Below are 14,696 nucleotides of genomic sequence, written 5' to 3' on the forward strand. Positions count from 1 at the left end.
TCGCTTAGCTAATTGCCTTTTGTATTGCTTCTAGTACACGATCCGCTTGGAATGGTTTTACAATAAAGTCTTTTGCACCAGCTTGGATTGCATCAATCACCATTGCTTGTTGCCCCATTGCAGAACACATAATAACTGTCGCGTTTGGATCTATTTTTTTGATTTCTTTTAGAGCTGTAATGCCGTCCATCTCAGGCATTGTAATATCCATTGTTACTAAATCAGGTTGTAACTCTTTATATTTTTCAACAGCTTGCGCTCCGTCTGGCGCTTCACCAACGATTTCATAACCATTTTTTGATAAGATATCTTTAATCATCATGCGCATAAATGCTGCATCATCTACAATCAATACTTTTTTAGACATTTTGTTTCCTCCTAAAGGCATAATTATTTAAGTTTCATTAATCTATCGGACTGACTTATTATATCAGTAACTCTAACACCAAAATTCTCTTCAATAACGATTACTTCTCCTTCAGCAACCAATTTATCATTTACTAGAATATCAACAGGTTCCCCTGCAAGCTTATCTAGCTCGATAATTGATCCTGAACTTAAATCAAGAATATCTTTAATGCTTTTCTTTGTTCTTCCTAACTCTACTGTTACTTTTAAAGATATATCTAATAACATATCTAGGTTGCGCTTTTCATTTGACGACAGTGTTGGTGCATCAAAACTTGAAAAGGCGGCTTGTTCAATCGTTGCATTATTTGCATCGAAATTATTACCTAGATATTGTGTTTGCCTTTCCTCATGCCTATGTACATTTATAGGTTGTTCATGATGAGCTTGACTTGGCGCACTTTGCTCTCTTGTTTGCTGTTGTGAAGTAACAGGTTGTTCCATCGTTTCTTTTGTTGGTACTTCTGCAGAACCTTCGCTTTGATCATTTTCTGAATCAGCATTTAGTAATTGCTCTACCAACTCACTTGCAAAGGACATAGGGATTAATTGCATCATATTCGAGTCAATTAAGTCACCAACTATTAAACGGAAAAATACTTTCACATAAGCATCTTCACTAAATATTTCATCTATATCACTTTCAATAGAACCTTCGATTATAGAAGGTGGTGATATATCTACAGTTTTATTAAATATAGTAGACATACTTGTTGCAGCTGTTCCCATCATTTGGTTCATTGCTTCTTGGACAGCGCTTATACTAATTTCCGATAAGTTTTCATCAGGGCTAGATCCATCTCCACCAAGCATTACATCAGCAATTATTGCTGCATCAGTTGCTTTAATAATAAAGATGTTACGTCCTGAGAAACCTTTCGTGTAATCTACTTGAACACTAACCGGTTGGAAATTAAATTCATCACTTAAATCCTTTTTTTCAATAACACTTACAGTTGGTGTTGTAATTTCAACTCTTTGATTCAATAACATCGATAATGTTGTTGCAGAACTACCAAAAGAGATATTACCAATCTCACCAATCGTATCAATTTCTATATCCGTTAAAAGGGACACTTCACTCTTATTATTTTCTTCTTCTTTATCATCGCCAATGTTCAATAGTGCATCAATTTCATCTTGAGATAACATGCCATCATTCATTGCTGCTGTCCTCCTTTGTAATTTCTTCTAGGACTTGTACGGCCAGTTTTTTCTTAAACTCTCCTGGTTGTACAAAGAATTTAGCTTCATCATTAACCATCATCGTTAACGGGTCACTAATTTGTTGATTCAATGCAAGTACATCACCTTCAGCTAAATCCAAAAACTCATTGATTGAGATATTCGTTCTACCTAAAATTGCACTAAGATCCACTACAGTACCCTGTAGATTCTCAGTAAGTTTGGAATAGGATTCCTCATCACGTTCCTTCGTCGTATTCTCCATCCAATAATGTGCAGATAACTTCGGAATAACTGGTTCAAGCAATGTATGAGGAATACAAAGATTAATCATTCCTGTTGTTTCCCCAATGGAAGCAGACATTGACACAATGACAACCGTCTCATTAGGTGAAACCATTTGTATAAATTGTGGGTTTTCTTCAAATTCTTCAAGAATAGGATCTACTTCGATTAGAGAAGCCCATGCATCTTTAAGATTTGTTGCCGCTTTTTCAAATGTTTGTTTTAATAATAAAACTTCTATTTCAGTTAAATTATCATTCTTTGCGACAGTTGTTCCCTTACCTCCTAAGATTCGATCCAATAAAGCATAGGCAATATTTGGATTGACCTCCATAATCAAATTACCTTTTAGTGGGTTCATACTGTAGATGTTCAAAACTGTTAAGGAAGATATCGAACGTATGAATTCTTCATAAGGAACTTGATCCACAGAGGTTACAGCAATATGTACATAGGTCCTTAACTGCGATGAAAGGAATGTTGTTAGCATTCTCGCAAAGTTTTCATGAATTCTAGATATACTTCTAATCTGGTCTTTTGAAAAACGTAGAGCACGTTTGAAATCATATACTCGGACCTTTTTTTCTTCCTCTTCTTTCTTTAACTCTTCGGCATCCATTTCACCTGAAGATATCGCAGAAAGTAAAACATCTATTTCATTTTGTGATAAAATTTCATCCATTTAAGCTTCTCACCTCCACATTGGAGCAAAATATCTACTGTAGTATCTTATTGATTGTGTAGACGTCAACAATTTCTCCTTCTGTCATCACATCATTTAATTTATCTTTTATTACAACTTCTAGTTCATCCAACCCAGATTTAAAGCTTTCTTCATTCATGGTTGCTAATTCTTTTATTAAGATATTTACTAATTGAAAATCACGCTGACTAACTTCTTGATGTGCATCTTTACCATCCGTTAAAATTTGGAACTGAATTCTTACAAAGGACCCATCTTGCAAATCAGTTGTTACTTCAGGCGTTTGATAAGAGTACTCAACCAATTCTTCAATCGTTAATTCCTTATTATCATCTGCACCAGCTACATTAATATTTAGTACAACAACAAGCGCTGCAATCGATGCAATCAATAAAACAACTAAGGATGTAACCATTATTTTTACTAGTTTACTCATTTTCTTCACCTACCTGTTGATGATTAATTTGTTGCAGTCCAATCTTCTGGTAAAACTTTATCGCTAAATCCCTAACCTCTTGATTAGAGTTTTTAACAAGCATTTTCTTTCCATTTATTAAGGTTATCGTAGTGTCTGGTAAAGACTCGATTTGTTCGATTAACACCGCATTGAGAGTAAAAACGTCACCATTCATTTTTTTTAATTGAATCATATAATTGGTGGGAGTGCTTAAATGTTAAGCACTCCCTACCTCCTTATTATCGTTTTAAGTTTACTAATTCTTGTAAAATCTCATCCGAAGTAGTAATAATTCTAGTGTTCGCTTGGAAACCACGTTGTGCAGTAATCATTTCAGTGAACTCTTCAGCAAGGTCAACGTTGGACATTTCTAGGGAGTTACTGATGATTGATGAGCCGAGACCATCGGACTCTGCTCTTTGGAAGTTAAAATACTCATTTTGAGTCGGTGTTCCATCTGCTTCCAAGCTTCTTCCCCCAGCGTTAGGAGTACTATTATAAAGATTATCTCCAATTTTCTCTAGACCAGCTGGATTCGAGAAGTTAACTAAAGCAACTTGACCTGCTATAGAGAAATCACCTTGATTATTAATGTAAGTAACAAGTCCATTAGACTCTATATTAAAACTTTGAGCATCACGAGGAATTGTTATTGTCCCTAATGTATCTAGCGTTGGATTACCTGGCGCAGCAGCATTGGGATCATAAGTAGGATCCTCCTGATAACCCACTAAATATAAACCCTGTGGATTCACAATATTTCCATTTTGATCCAAATAAAAGTTACCCGCCCGTGAAAATGCAACATCTTGGCTATTAATTATATTCGTCACATCACCTTCCACCAATGCAAACATCCCATCTCCCTGAATAGCAAAATCAAGAGGGTTATTTGTCGTTTGACGGAAACCTTGTGTATGAATATTATCAATCGTTCCCATTTGTGAACCTAGTCCTACTTGTGAAGCGTTCACTCCACCTCGAGTAGCTGTAGGGCCTTGTGCTCCTGCAGTTGTTTGACTCATCATATCTTGGAAGGTAACTCTACCTTTTTTGAATCCTGATGTACTAACGTTAGCGATGTTATTCCCGATAACATCTAATTTCGTTTGAAAGTTTTTCATACCTGAGATTCCTGCATACATTGAACGTAACATAATTTATTTCTCCTTTTATTTTCATCATTTAGCTATATCTGTCAGTCAATAGCTATTCGGCTTCTCGCTATGAGTCCAGCCTATCCATTAATTAAAATTGTACCGTTTATATTCGTAAAAGTTTTACTTAGTGATTCTGTTCTGTCCATAGCTGTAACGACTGTATTGTTTTTTGCGCTAACAAGTAGTGCAGCGTCGTTTAATACAACTAATGAATCAGTAACTCCTTTTTGTTTTGCCTCTTGCACTCTTTCTCCAATTGTCTGCCAGAGCTTGTCTGTTATTTCTATATTTCTCTCTTTAATTCTATCAGAAGCATGTTTACTTATTTTTAAGTTACTTTCTGCTTTTAAAACTTCTTCAAAACTTGTTGTTGGTTGTGTTTGCTTTGGCTTTGCTACATTTGGAAATTGTAATGCATACTTAGGCACTTGATGAATGCGGTGGTCCATTACAATTCACTTCCTTTTATTCTGCTGTATCTTTTTCTGCTTCTGTATTGCTATCAGCTCTTACTTCAATAACTGCATCTGCATAGATCTTCTCACCATTATCAAGTTCTAATATCGCCCAGCCATCTTTTTGGCTTACAGATACCACTTTACTTGATACATTACCAGAAGCACCTTCAGATTCATCTTTATAAGTAACTGTTTTACCAATCATATGACTATATTCAATTACAGGGGACATCAATTGGCTTTGTACAAGCATTTCAATAGACTTTGACATGTTCATCATTTGTTCTAATGAAGAAAGTTGTGTCATTTGTTGTACCATACCTTGACTATCCATTGGATCAGTTGGGTCTTGTGTTTGTAACTGAGTCATTAAAATTCTCAAGAAACCATCCTTGTCTAACTCAGGGTTAGGCTCTCTAGTATTTCTTTGATTTGATAAATATAAGGAAGGATCAATTCCATTTACCACGTTTTTCACCTACACTTTCTCATTCAGAACTAATTCCTCAAAGATATTAGCAAATGAATCATCTTCTAGTTGCTGCTCATTTTTAGAATTTGTTTGTTGTTCTTGATTTCTGTCTTGTTGTTCTTCTCTTGTTTCTTCATTCTGTGCTTCTTGAGTTTGCGTCAAGTTTACCTCTTGTCTCTCAATAATTACTTGTTGCGGAGAGAACATTCCACGTAACTGTTGTAGATTTCCTTCTAACATACTCTTTGCTGCGGCAGTTGTAACAGTGATTTTCACTACCATTTCTCCATTAACTTGTGTAAAACGCACAAGCATTTCACCAAGGTTTACTGGTTTTAGAGTAATTGCTAGTTGACCTCGATTGTTTTGTAAGCTCGTAATCTTATTAGCATCCATTATTTTTTGGAACTGTTCGATTAGCTGCTTGTCAACAGATTGATGTGTTTGTGTTTGATTCAAGTGAATTACAAATTGTTCTACTTTAGAAATAGGCATATTCATCGTAGACACTGGCATCTGAACAACTTTATCAGTTTGCGCATTTGCTTCCATTGCATTTCCTAACCAACGAACAATATCATTTGTTGAAACCTTAGCATCAAGATTGTACTGCTGACGCTGAGACATTCCCATACGTTTTTCATATGCTTGTACAAGTTCTTGCCAAACATTTGCAAGAGCTTTATTGTCAGCATTCAAAAGTACTTGGTTACTTGTTTGAGCAGATGACTTTGCTGTTAATTGCTGCCACTCCTGTAAAAACTCTTGAAGTTTTGGAGCGATTTTCTTCATGTCTGCTTGTGAGTTTATTTGCTGTAATAAAGCTTCTATTCTTGTATAAAGCTGTTTCAGTTGGTCTTGTGCTTGCTTATCTGTTAATCCAGTTAAAGCTAGATTTGAATGTAGATGAAGTGCAGTTTGAAAGATGGATTGGTAGTCTTTCGTATTATCTTGAGAATCTTGTGCTGCTAGTCGTATTTCTTCGTATTGCTTCATCATCATTGCCATGAGATCCTCTGACACCATATCAAACGCCGGTAAAGTTTCAGATGAAAGATCGGCAAGCATTTCTTCAACAAGAATTAGATCTTCATTAGATAGTTCACCTTGTTCTAATAAACCATTTAAAACATCTTTAAGTGTTGATAAGTCAAGGCTATTAAATAACTCTTTCATCTCTTCAGCATTAAGTTCTATGATTACTTCTTCTACTAAGACAGCTTCATCTATCACTTCCATCTTTTGTGACGAACTATTTGTTAGTTGACCAAATACAGTTGGAAATGCAGTCTTATCCATTAACTTGCCAGCTGATAAATTTTCTGAATGTGTCGATGAGCTTACTTTTAAACTTGGCGATAACATTGTCATTACGTTCATTCTTTTCACCCCCTTTCAAGGGTTAAATGTTTATGAATAAAAAATTAGTTATTATTCATGAGCAATTGTGTCATGTTTGCTGCAAATTCAACTTCCATTGCTTCCAAAATGCTGCTTCTAACATCGTTAGGAAGTTCTTGTAGGATGAGTAAGGCTTCGTTTTGCTGCATTGTTTCGAGAATAGCTGCAGCATTTTTACTTTTCATTTCTTGGTATGTTTTGGCTACCTCTTTTAATTGCTCATCTGTTGAGGTTTCTGTTGCTTCGCTATTCATTTCTCTTTCAGCATAACTTTCAATTGTTTGCTGTTGACGCATCACTTGTTGTTCATAGCCAGTTATTTCATCTTCCAGGATGCCAATTTGAATGTTTAATTGTTCAATTTGTTCATCGCTGCTGTTGACCGCTTCTGTTAATCTTTCAATTTCTGCTGCAGTATTAACTTCTTCTTCTGTGGGAATAAAGTTTGAAATGATTGGAACTTCGCTTCCTTTTTCCTTCGCCCAGTCCACAACATTAAAACCTGCAACACCTAAGATAATACTTATAATTACAATTACAATGATCAACGGAATAATAACCCCAAATAATATCCAAATAATTGGTTTAGTTTTCTTTTTTTCCGTTTGATTTGTGTTCGCCATTTACTTCACCTATTTTTATGACTTAAATATTGGTTAATAGAAATTTCATCCATAAATGACCTTTCCATTCGTTCCGTTTTTTCAATCTCAAGCTGTTTTCTTTTCTCGATAATACTTTCAAATTTCTTTACTTCGACATATGCTTCGTTTAGAATAACTTGTTTTTTATCCATTTGACTTCGGGCAAATTGAACATCTCGTTGTAGCAAAGTTATTTGTGTATTCAACTTTTCGATATAGCTTATCTGCTCTTTAATTTTATCTAAAGGAGTTGGGGTTTGGATAAAATTTTCATAAGACTGTTCTGCTTCTTCCTTTTTCTTTAAGACGCGATAAAGTTTAGTAGCAACTTCTTCGAAAACATCTTGTGATTTAAGAAAGTCTTTATGCGCAACATTCTTCTCGTTCTCTCTAACATTTAATACTTTTATTAATGAAACAATTTCTGCCATCAGCTAGCTCCTCCATTAACCAGAGTATGTAACAAAGTGATAGATTCATCGAGTGTTTTATATTCAAACACCTCTTGCTTTAAAAAGTCTTGAATGAGCGGATAATACACAATCGCCCGGTCTATTTCAGCATTCGTGCCTCGCTTATATGCACCAATATTTATTAGTTCACTATTCTCTTCATAAATTGCCATCAGCGCTCGCATTTCAGTTGCAACTTTTTTATGTTCTTCAGACGCGACTTGGTTCATTACACGGCTAATCGATTTCAATACATTAATAGCTGGGTATTGTCCTCTTTCAGCAAGCTTACGATCCATAACAAAGTGTCCATCAAGGATTCCTCTCACTGCATCTGCTATAGGTTCATTCATATCGTCACCGTCGACGAGTACTGTATAAAAAGCAGTAATCGCACCTAGAGCATTCGTCCCAGTTCTTTCAAGCAGTTTTGGTAAAACAGAGAACACAGACGGGGTATAACCTTTGGTTGTTGGCGGCTCACCTACCGCAAGACCAACTTCACGTTGCGCCATGGCAACCCTTGTTACGGAATCCATCATAAGGTTCACTTGAAAACCTAAGTCTCTGAAATATTCGCTAATTGCTGTTGCGGTATAAGCACCTTTTATTCTCATTAAAGCAGGTTGATCAGATGTCGCCACAACGACAATTGATTTTTTCAATCCTTCAGGTCCCAGATCTTTTTCAATGAATTCACGGACTTCACGTCCTCGTTCCCCAATTAATGCAATGACATTAATATCTGCACTACTATTACGAGCAATCATTCCTAAAAGTGTGCTCTTACCGACCCCACTACCAGCAAATATTCCAATCCTCTGTCCTTTACCCATTGTTAGTAAAGAATCAATGACCTTTACTCCAACTTGATAGGGTTCATGGATTGGGGGTCTATCTAATGGATTTGGAGGTGATTGTTCTGTTTGATAGTTAGATAGACCTTTTGGAAGTAGCGAACCATCAAGGGGTAATCCTAATGAATCTACAACACTACCAATCAATCCTCTACCGATTTTGACTGTAAGTGGTTTTCCGGTAGATTCTACTAAACAACCTGGACCGATTTCATTCACTTCACCGTAAGGCATGAGAATGATATTTTCGTTATTGAAACCAACAACTTCTGCAATTATTGGTTCCCGATTTTTTGAAGTAGAATGAATGTAACAGACCTCTCCAACGTTTGCTTCAGGGCCTTTGGATTCTATCATTATTCCAATAACCCTAGACACCTTGCCATATCGCTTATAGGCATCTGCTTGTTCAATAACTTCTAAAAGATCATTTAATATCATTGTTTCGACTCCATTACTAGCTCAGATAATGCGCTACGTATTTGTCCAAGCTGTGTATCCACAGTTGCATCAATCTGTCCGAATGGATGTTCAATGATACAACTGTTTTTTTCTAAATCTTCCTTTATATATAAGGAAAGCTTTGTATCTGTTTCTAAAATTCTCTTAAGCTCATCTTTCTGGGTAAGTACAGTTTCATAATTTGTAGGGTGCAAGTAAATTGAAATGATTGACTGATCTTTGATTTCTTTTAATGCAGACCTAACAATATTTAAAAATAAATCCGGATCTTCTTCCAGTCTAGTTTCGATAATTTTTTCCGCGGTATGCATACCAAGTTGAATAATAACGTCTTCAGTTTTTTCTAACGTTTTTTGGTAGTCCACCTTCACTAAATCGACGATATGATTCGCGATCTCGATAGATTCCTCATACGATTTTTTACCAGCGACTTCACCTTGCTTAAATCCCGCTTGATAGCCTTCTGCCTTCGCTTCTTCTACCCATTTTAACTTTTCTTCCTGCCATTGCTCTTTTTCTTGCGCGATCGTAGCTCTAACTTCTTCGAGTAAGTTTTTTTCTTCGCTTTCAGTTTTAATAAGTTCCTGTTTTGCTTTTTCTAATTTATCCAATATCATCGATAATTCATCTTCGGCGCTTACGATATCCACAGGTTCTTTTGGGAGCTCAATTGGTTTAATTTGAATTTTTCGTTGAGAAACTTCCCTATGCTTAATTTTTCTAGACAATGATATCGTCACCTCCGCCACGAGCGATAATGATTTCTCCAATATCCTCGAGTCTGCGGATTGTTCCTACAATTCTTGTTTGAGCTTCCTCTACATCTCTCAAACGTACAGGTCCCATATATTCCATCTCATCTTTAAATGTCTCAGCCATTCTTTGTGACATGTTGTTAAAGACAATCTCTTTCACTTCTTCACTTGCAACTTTAAGCGCTAAACGTAAGTCTTCATTATCAACTTCACGAATGATACGTTGGATGGCACGGTTATCAAGGATTACGATATCTTCAAATACAAACATACGCTTCTTGATTTCATCTGCAAGTTCTGGGTCTTGAGTTTCCAATGCTTCCAATATGGTTCTTTCCGTACTTCGATCGACTCCATTAAGAACTTCAACAACTGCTTGAATACCACCAGTTTGCGTGTAATCCTCTGTTAAGGACATTGATAGATTACTCTCTAGAACCCGTTCAACTTGACTAATGATATCTGGAGAAGTTGAATCCATCGTTGCAATTCGTTTTGCTATATCAGCTTGTACATCTTGAGGAAGCTCAGATAAAATCTGTCCAGCTTGCTCTGGGTCAAGATAAGATAGAACGAGTGCAATTGTCTGTGGGTGTTCACCTTGTATAAAGTTCAGCACCTGTTGTGGATCCGCTTTTCTGGCAAAGTCAAACGGCCTTACCTGTAACGAAGAGGTAAGGCGATTGATAATATCTGAAGCTTCTTTAGAGCCAAAAGCTTTCTCTAAAACGGTTTTCGCGTAACCAATTCCACCTTGAGTAATATAATCTTGAGCAATTGCAATTTGATGGAATTGCTCAATGATTTCTTCTTTCATATCTGAATCTACTTTCTTAACAGAAGAAATCTCTAAGCTCAGCTTTTCGATTTCTTCTTCTGAAAGATGTTTGTATACTTGGGCGGAAACGTCAGGACCAAGAGAAATTAATAAAATCGCTGCTTTTTGTTTACCACTTAGTTGGTTCTGTCTTGCCATTCTTTCGTTCCTCCTAATCCTATTCTTCACCAATCCAGCTTCTTAATAATTTCGCGAAATCTTCTGGCTGCTCTTTAGCAATTTTTTCTAGCTGTTTTCTACGAATTATTGATTCAGACTCTTCATCTTGAAGCATATCTGGAATTTCCATAGGCGAAGATTCACTCATTGTGACTTCTTCTATAAACTCTTCTTCACTCGTTCGTCGACTGCGTACGAGTAAAACGATTAACAAAATAATCACTGCCAGCAATACTCCTCCAGCAATATAAAACCAAGTTGGTATTGTTGGCGCTGGAGTTTCTGTCATCATAGGATTACTTGTAAACTCTTGAAATACGATTGAAAACTTTTCTTCTGGTGTAACTTCACCATATGTTGTGTCGATAGAAGTAGAAATTATGGAATCTAAAAGAGATGATATTCCTTCTTCAACGGCGTTTTGCTCTTGAAGCGTAAGAAATTCTATTTCATTTCCATCCGCTCCTCTAACATTATCAACCGCAACTTGAATACCTAAGTCTCTAATTTTATATGGGCTTTCAACGATTTCCTTGCGAATTCTATTAAACTCGAAGTTTATCGTTTCTTTATCTAATTCATATTCCCCGTCGTCACCTGTCCCTACTCCTGGATAGTTCGCAACATCGTCTTCCCCAGTTCCAACTACTCCACCACCAGCAGCATTTCCTGAATAGGATTCTTGGATTGTTTCTAAGCTAACAGGTAGACCTTCCATGTTTTCAATATCAACAGGTTCTACTAATTCTTCCAATCTATTTTCTTGAGTGAAATCAACATCGGCTGTAACTGATACAATTACATTATCAGTACCAACCATCGTGCCAAGCATTTGCTGTAATCTTCGTTGAATATCACGTTCTACATCTCTTTTAACGGATTGTTGATACGTATGAGCATTTTGCATCGTATACTGTGAACTTGATTCCAGATCGAAGTATTCAAAATACTGATTCATAATTCCAATATTTTCTTTCTTTAAATTAGGTATAGCTTTTGAAACAAGGTGATAAAGTGTTTGTATTTGATTTCCTTCAAATTGGTAACCTGGCTGCGTGTGAATAACAATCGCTACAGTCGTTTCTCCCATTTGTTCACCAACAAATACAGTCTCTTCAGCGAGGTTAATCATAACCTCGGCATTGTTAATACCTTCAATTCCAGTTATTAGATTAGCTAACTCTGTTTGCATTGCATCGAGTTTCATTATACTGAATTCATTGTCTGTAATTCCAAAAGATGAATTCTCACTAAAAAAAGAATAGTCGATATTCCCACTGCTAGGTATACCTTGACCTGCGAAATCGACGAGCAACCTATCAACCTGATTATCTGGTACAGTAATGGTTGTGCCACCATTTTCTAGCTCATATGGGACACTTCTTGCATCTAATTCTGTTGTAATTTGACTAGTTTCTTGTATGGATAAATTAGAATATAGTGGAACTAGGCCTGATCTCGCATTCGAAGTAAAAAAAGTGATTCCAATAATAAGTAATATAAGAATAATAGCTGAACCCATATAGGTTACTTTTTCACGCTTCGAACGGTTGGCCCAAAATGAAACCACTGATTCTCTCCATTTTATTAGGTTTTCCTTCATGCTACCCTCCAACAAATACATACTGCTCACAAATCATTGTTTAATTATGCAGTTTCTATTTTTAAACAGCTTTAAATTTGCATACGCATAATTTCATTGTAAGCATCAATTGCTTTCTGTTGAAATTGCACAGTAGTTTCTAATGTTATACTCGCTTTTTGCGCTGCAATCATTACCTGATGCAAGTCTTGAGCGTTACCAGAAGCTAATGCATTAGTCATTCGATCCGATTCATTTTGGACATTATTTAAATTTTCAATTGTTCCTTTAAGAATTTCTCCAAAATTGGATTGAGTAGTTGCAGGAGTTGTCACCTTAGAAATTGCTTCATTTTGCAAACCAACTTGTGGGTTAAAATTAATATTCATTGTCATATCTCCTTATCTACTTTACTTACCAATTTCTAAAGCTTTGAGTAACATATTTTTACTTGCGTTTAATGCTGTTACGTTCGCTTCGTAAGAACGTGTAGCACTCATTAAATCGACCATTTCTTGTAATGGGTCCACATTAGGCATTTGAACATATCCAGCAGCATCAGCATCTGGATGATTTGGGTTAAATACCATTTTAAATGGTTGTTGATCTTCTGAGATCACTGTAGCTCTTACGCCACCAGTATTTGCTCTTTGGTTTTGTGCGTTACTTAAGTATGAACTAAAATTATTTCCTTCAGCTTGAAATGAGACTAGCTTCCTACGATAAGGTTCCCATTCACCAGCTTCATTAACGGTAGCTCTTGTAGATTCGCTATTAGCCACATTCGAGGAGACAACGTCCATTCTTAGCCTTTGTGCAGTTAGGGCACTAGCGCTTGTATTTATTCCATAAAAAATAGACAAGTTTAATTTCCTCCTCTCAGTACGGTTTGTATGCTACTGAACTTGCCATTTATACGATCTATTAAACTGTTGTAATAAATCTGGTTCGTTGCTAAATCTGTCATTTCTTTATCTATATCGACATTATTTCCATTATGATTGTATGTAGTGTTATTTTTAGTAGTGATTTGATATACAGAATTTGAATGGGTGTTAAATGGGATATGACGAGGGTTTGTTCGTCTTGCTTCCATAGGATTTGCCATCGCATTATTCAATACATCTTTAAATACTACATCCTTTGACTTATAATTAGCAGTATCCACATTTGCGATATTATTAGAAATCGCTCGGTTTTTTGCAGTAGAGTAATCCAATGATCGCTCTAAGTTTTGAATGGTTCCTTTAAACAAGTCCACCTAACATCTCTCCTAAATCTGACATTATCCTACAATAGTTTTAAACCTAAGTACATTGTATTTTAATTCGAACGATAAGTCTATGCTTTTTAGGTAATTTCAAACTAAAGTCACAAAATGAAAACTTTTGACTAGGTAATTATAACTAAATTAGAAAGAAGTTATTAAGAAAAACCAGTTTTCAACTTTGCTAAAACGAAAATTTTGAAATTTTTTCCTATTTTTCGACAATTTTTTACAAAGATTTGTATGCTCAATGGTTAACGAATAGGCAATTGGAATTGAATAGTTTTCTTTAGGTTTTTCCAAAAAAAAAGAAGGATACCTATAAAAGATATCCTTCTTTACAACTATTACATTATTTAGATTTATCTTGAACGTAGTTTCTCAAGTTCTACTAGGAACTTATCATTAAGTACTTTAATATAAGTACCTTTCATCCCCAGTGAGCGTGATTCAATAACACCAGCACTTTCTAGTTTACGGAGTGCATTAACGATTACTGATCTTGTAATTCCTACGCGGTCAGCAATTTTACTTGCTACTAGAAGACCTTCGTTACCATTTAATTCTTCAAAGATATGGTCGATAGCTTCTAATTCACTGTATGAAAGTGAGCTGATTGCCATTTGTACAACAGCTTTGCTACGTGCTTCCATTTCAATTTCTTCTGTTTTCTCATGAAGAATTTCCATTCCAACTACTGTAGCACCATATTCTGCTAATAATAGATCATCATCATTGAATGCATCTTGTACGCGTCCAATAATTAATGTACCTAAACGCTCGCCACCACCGATAATAGGAACAATTGTAGTTAGGCCATCTCTGAATAAATCTTTGTTCTCAACAGGGAACACAGTATGTGGGCTATCAATATCCAGGTTAGATGTTGTCTCATGGATATTATACAGACCTTGCGTATAATCTTCTGGGAATTGTCTTTCTTCTAACATAGATTTCATACGCTCATTCTCAACTTCTTGTGTAACAGCTACTCCAAGTAATTTCCCTCTACGGCTAACGATATATACGTTGCCACCAATAACATCTCTTAATGAAGCAGACATTTCATTGAAGTTAACTGACTTTCCTGTAGCTTTTTGTAGCATTGCATTAATTTTTCTTGCGCGATCTAATAGTTTCATAATAATCCT

At 35.8% G+C, this 14,696-nt stretch carries 19 protein-coding genes; all 19 read right to left on the reverse strand.

Annotation, left to right across the window (positions count from 1 at the left end; genetic code table 11):
• Positions 1–4 precede the first annotated feature (4 nt).
• Entirely contained in the window at positions 5–367 is a 363-nt protein-coding gene (locus ACXYMZ_RS05010) for a response regulator (RefSeq protein WP_458947262.1), read from the reverse strand.
• 23 nt (positions 368–390) lie between these two features.
• Positions 391–1,572 (reverse strand): flagellar motor switch phosphatase FliY, encoded by a 1,182-nt coding sequence (gene fliY / locus ACXYMZ_RS05015; protein ID WP_458947263.1) that lies wholly within the window; start codon positions 1,570–1,572, stop codon positions 391–393.
• Positions 1,565–2,560, reverse strand: a complete 996-nt coding sequence (gene fliM / locus ACXYMZ_RS05020; RefSeq protein WP_458947264.1) for a flagellar motor switch protein FliM — start codon at positions 2,558–2,560, stop codon at positions 1,565–1,567. The genes fliY and fliM overlap by 8 nt, the downstream gene beginning before the upstream one ends.
• A 34-nt stretch (positions 2,561–2,594) precedes the next feature.
• A complete protein-coding gene (locus tag ACXYMZ_RS05025; RefSeq protein WP_458947265.1) occupies positions 2,595–3,017 on the reverse strand; it encodes a flagellar basal body-associated FliL family protein in 423 nt (140 codons plus the stop codon).
• On the reverse strand, positions 3,010–3,231 hold the full coding sequence (locus ACXYMZ_RS05030; RefSeq protein WP_458947266.1) for a flagellar FlbD family protein: 222 nt from the start codon (positions 3,229–3,231) through the stop codon (positions 3,010–3,012). The genes ACXYMZ_RS05025 and ACXYMZ_RS05030 overlap by 8 nt, the downstream gene beginning before the upstream one ends.
• Before the next feature lie 46 nt (positions 3,232–3,277).
• Entirely contained in the window at positions 3,278–4,195 is a 918-nt protein-coding gene (gene flgG / locus ACXYMZ_RS05035) for a flagellar basal body rod protein FlgG (protein ID WP_458947267.1), read from the reverse strand.
• A gap of 80 nt (positions 4,196–4,275) precedes the next feature.
• Complete coding sequence (locus tag ACXYMZ_RS05040) at positions 4,276–4,647, reverse strand: TIGR02530 family flagellar biosynthesis protein (RefSeq protein WP_458947268.1); 372 nt, start codon at positions 4,645–4,647, stop codon at positions 4,276–4,278.
• A gap of 16 nt (positions 4,648–4,663) precedes the next feature.
• Entirely contained in the window at positions 4,664–5,134 is a 471-nt protein-coding gene (gene flgD / locus ACXYMZ_RS05045) for a flagellar hook assembly protein FlgD (protein ID WP_458947269.1), read from the reverse strand.
• Entirely contained in the window at positions 5,135–6,508 is a 1,374-nt protein-coding gene (locus tag ACXYMZ_RS05050; protein WP_458947270.1) for a flagellar hook-length control protein FliK, read from the reverse strand.
• A gap of 44 nt (positions 6,509–6,552) precedes the next feature.
• Positions 6,553–7,152 carry a MotE family protein gene (locus tag ACXYMZ_RS05055; protein WP_458947271.1) on the reverse strand — a complete coding sequence of 200 codons (600 nt, stop codon included), beginning with the start codon at positions 7,150–7,152 and terminating at the stop codon, positions 6,553–6,555.
• A 5-nt stretch (positions 7,153–7,157) separates the two neighbouring features.
• Positions 7,158–7,604 carry a flagellar export protein FliJ gene (gene fliJ, locus ACXYMZ_RS05060; protein WP_458947272.1) on the reverse strand — a complete coding sequence of 149 codons (447 nt, stop codon included), beginning with the start codon at positions 7,602–7,604 and terminating at the stop codon, positions 7,158–7,160.
• Positions 7,604–8,923, reverse strand: a complete 1,320-nt coding sequence (gene fliI, locus ACXYMZ_RS05065) for a flagellar protein export ATPase FliI (RefSeq protein ID WP_458947273.1) — start codon at positions 8,921–8,923, stop codon at positions 7,604–7,606. The genes fliJ and fliI overlap by 1 nt, the downstream gene beginning before the upstream one ends.
• The gene (gene fliH / locus ACXYMZ_RS05070) at positions 8,920–9,672 is read right to left on the reverse strand and encodes a flagellar assembly protein FliH (RefSeq protein WP_458947274.1); all 753 of its coding nucleotides are present in this window, start codon (positions 9,670–9,672) and stop codon (positions 8,920–8,922) included. The genes fliI and fliH overlap by 4 nt, the downstream gene beginning before the upstream one ends.
• A complete protein-coding gene (fliG, locus tag ACXYMZ_RS05075; protein ID WP_458947275.1) occupies positions 9,665–10,675 on the reverse strand; it encodes a flagellar motor switch protein FliG in 1,011 nt (336 codons plus the stop codon). The genes fliH and fliG overlap by 8 nt, the downstream gene beginning before the upstream one ends.
• 19 nt (positions 10,676–10,694) lie before the next feature.
• Positions 10,695–12,299 (reverse strand): flagellar basal-body MS-ring/collar protein FliF, encoded by a 1,605-nt coding sequence (gene fliF / locus ACXYMZ_RS05080; RefSeq protein WP_458947276.1) that lies wholly within the window; start codon positions 12,297–12,299, stop codon positions 10,695–10,697.
• Positions 12,300–12,370: 71 nt separating this feature from the next.
• Positions 12,371–12,667, reverse strand: coding sequence for a flagellar hook-basal body complex protein FliE (gene fliE, locus ACXYMZ_RS05085; protein ID WP_458947277.1), 297 nt, complete (start codon positions 12,665–12,667; stop codon positions 12,371–12,373).
• A 21-nt stretch (positions 12,668–12,688) separates the two neighbouring features.
• A complete protein-coding gene (gene flgC / locus ACXYMZ_RS05090; RefSeq protein WP_458947278.1) occupies positions 12,689–13,141 on the reverse strand; it encodes a flagellar basal body rod protein FlgC in 453 nt (150 codons plus the stop codon).
• Between the two features lie 2 nt (positions 13,142–13,143).
• Positions 13,144–13,539 carry a flagellar basal body rod protein FlgB gene (gene flgB, locus ACXYMZ_RS05095; protein WP_458947279.1) on the reverse strand — a complete coding sequence of 132 codons (396 nt, stop codon included), beginning with the start codon at positions 13,537–13,539 and terminating at the stop codon, positions 13,144–13,146.
• Between the two features lie 368 nt (positions 13,540–13,907).
• On the reverse strand, positions 13,908–14,687 hold the full coding sequence (gene codY, locus ACXYMZ_RS05100; RefSeq protein ID WP_458947280.1) for a GTP-sensing pleiotropic transcriptional regulator CodY: 780 nt from the start codon (positions 14,685–14,687) through the stop codon (positions 13,908–13,910).
• Positions 14,688–14,696: the final 9 nt, after the last annotated feature.

This window comes from Oceanobacillus sp. CAU 1775, from assembly GCF_054482815.1.

What these genes read in the sequence shown, in the direction of transcription:
- ACXYMZ_RS05010 (WP_458947262.1), bottom strand. Translation starts at nt 367, where the DNA reads ATGTCTAAAAAAGTATTGATTGTAGATGATGCAGCATTTATGCGCATG.
- fliY (WP_458947263.1), bottom strand. Translation starts at nt 1,572, where the DNA reads ATGAATGATGGCATGTTATCTCAAGATGAAATTGATGCACTATTGAAC.
- fliM (WP_458947264.1), bottom strand. Translation starts at nt 2,560, where the DNA reads ATGGATGAAATTTTATCACAAAATGAAATAGATGTTTTACTTTCTGCG.
- ACXYMZ_RS05025 (WP_458947265.1), bottom strand. Translation starts at nt 3,017, where the DNA reads ATGAGTAAACTAGTAAAAATAATGGTTACATCCTTAGTTGTTTTATTG.
- ACXYMZ_RS05030 (WP_458947266.1), bottom strand. Translation starts at nt 3,231, where the DNA reads ATGATTCAATTAAAAAAAATGAATGGTGACGTTTTTACTCTCAATGCG.
- flgG (WP_458947267.1), bottom strand. Translation starts at nt 4,195, where the DNA reads ATGTTACGTTCAATGTATGCAGGAATCTCAGGTATGAAAAACTTTCAA.
- ACXYMZ_RS05040 (WP_458947268.1), bottom strand. Translation starts at nt 4,647, where the DNA reads ATGGACCACCGCATTCATCAAGTGCCTAAGTATGCATTACAATTTCCA.
- ACXYMZ_RS05050 (WP_458947270.1), bottom strand. Translation starts at nt 6,508, where the DNA reads ATGAACGTAATGACAATGTTATCGCCAAGTTTAAAAGTAAGCTCATCG.
- ACXYMZ_RS05055 (WP_458947271.1), bottom strand. Translation starts at nt 7,152, where the DNA reads ATGGCGAACACAAATCAAACGGAAAAAAAGAAAACTAAACCAATTATT.
- fliJ (WP_458947272.1), bottom strand. Translation starts at nt 7,604, where the DNA reads ATGGCAGAAATTGTTTCATTAATAAAAGTATTAAATGTTAGAGAGAAC.
- fliI (WP_458947273.1), bottom strand. Translation starts at nt 8,923, where the DNA reads ATGATATTAAATGATCTTTTAGAAGTTATTGAACAAGCAGATGCCTAT.
- fliG (WP_458947275.1), bottom strand. Translation starts at nt 10,675, where the DNA reads ATGGCAAGACAGAACCAACTAAGTGGTAAACAAAAAGCAGCGATTTTA.
- fliF (WP_458947276.1), bottom strand. Translation starts at nt 12,299, where the DNA reads ATGAAGGAAAACCTAATAAAATGGAGAGAATCAGTGGTTTCATTTTGG.
- fliE (WP_458947277.1), bottom strand. Translation starts at nt 12,667, where the DNA reads ATGAATATTAATTTTAACCCACAAGTTGGTTTGCAAAATGAAGCAATT.
- codY (WP_458947280.1), bottom strand. Translation starts at nt 14,687, where the DNA reads ATGAAACTATTAGATCGCGCAAGAAAAATTAATGCAATGCTACAAAAA.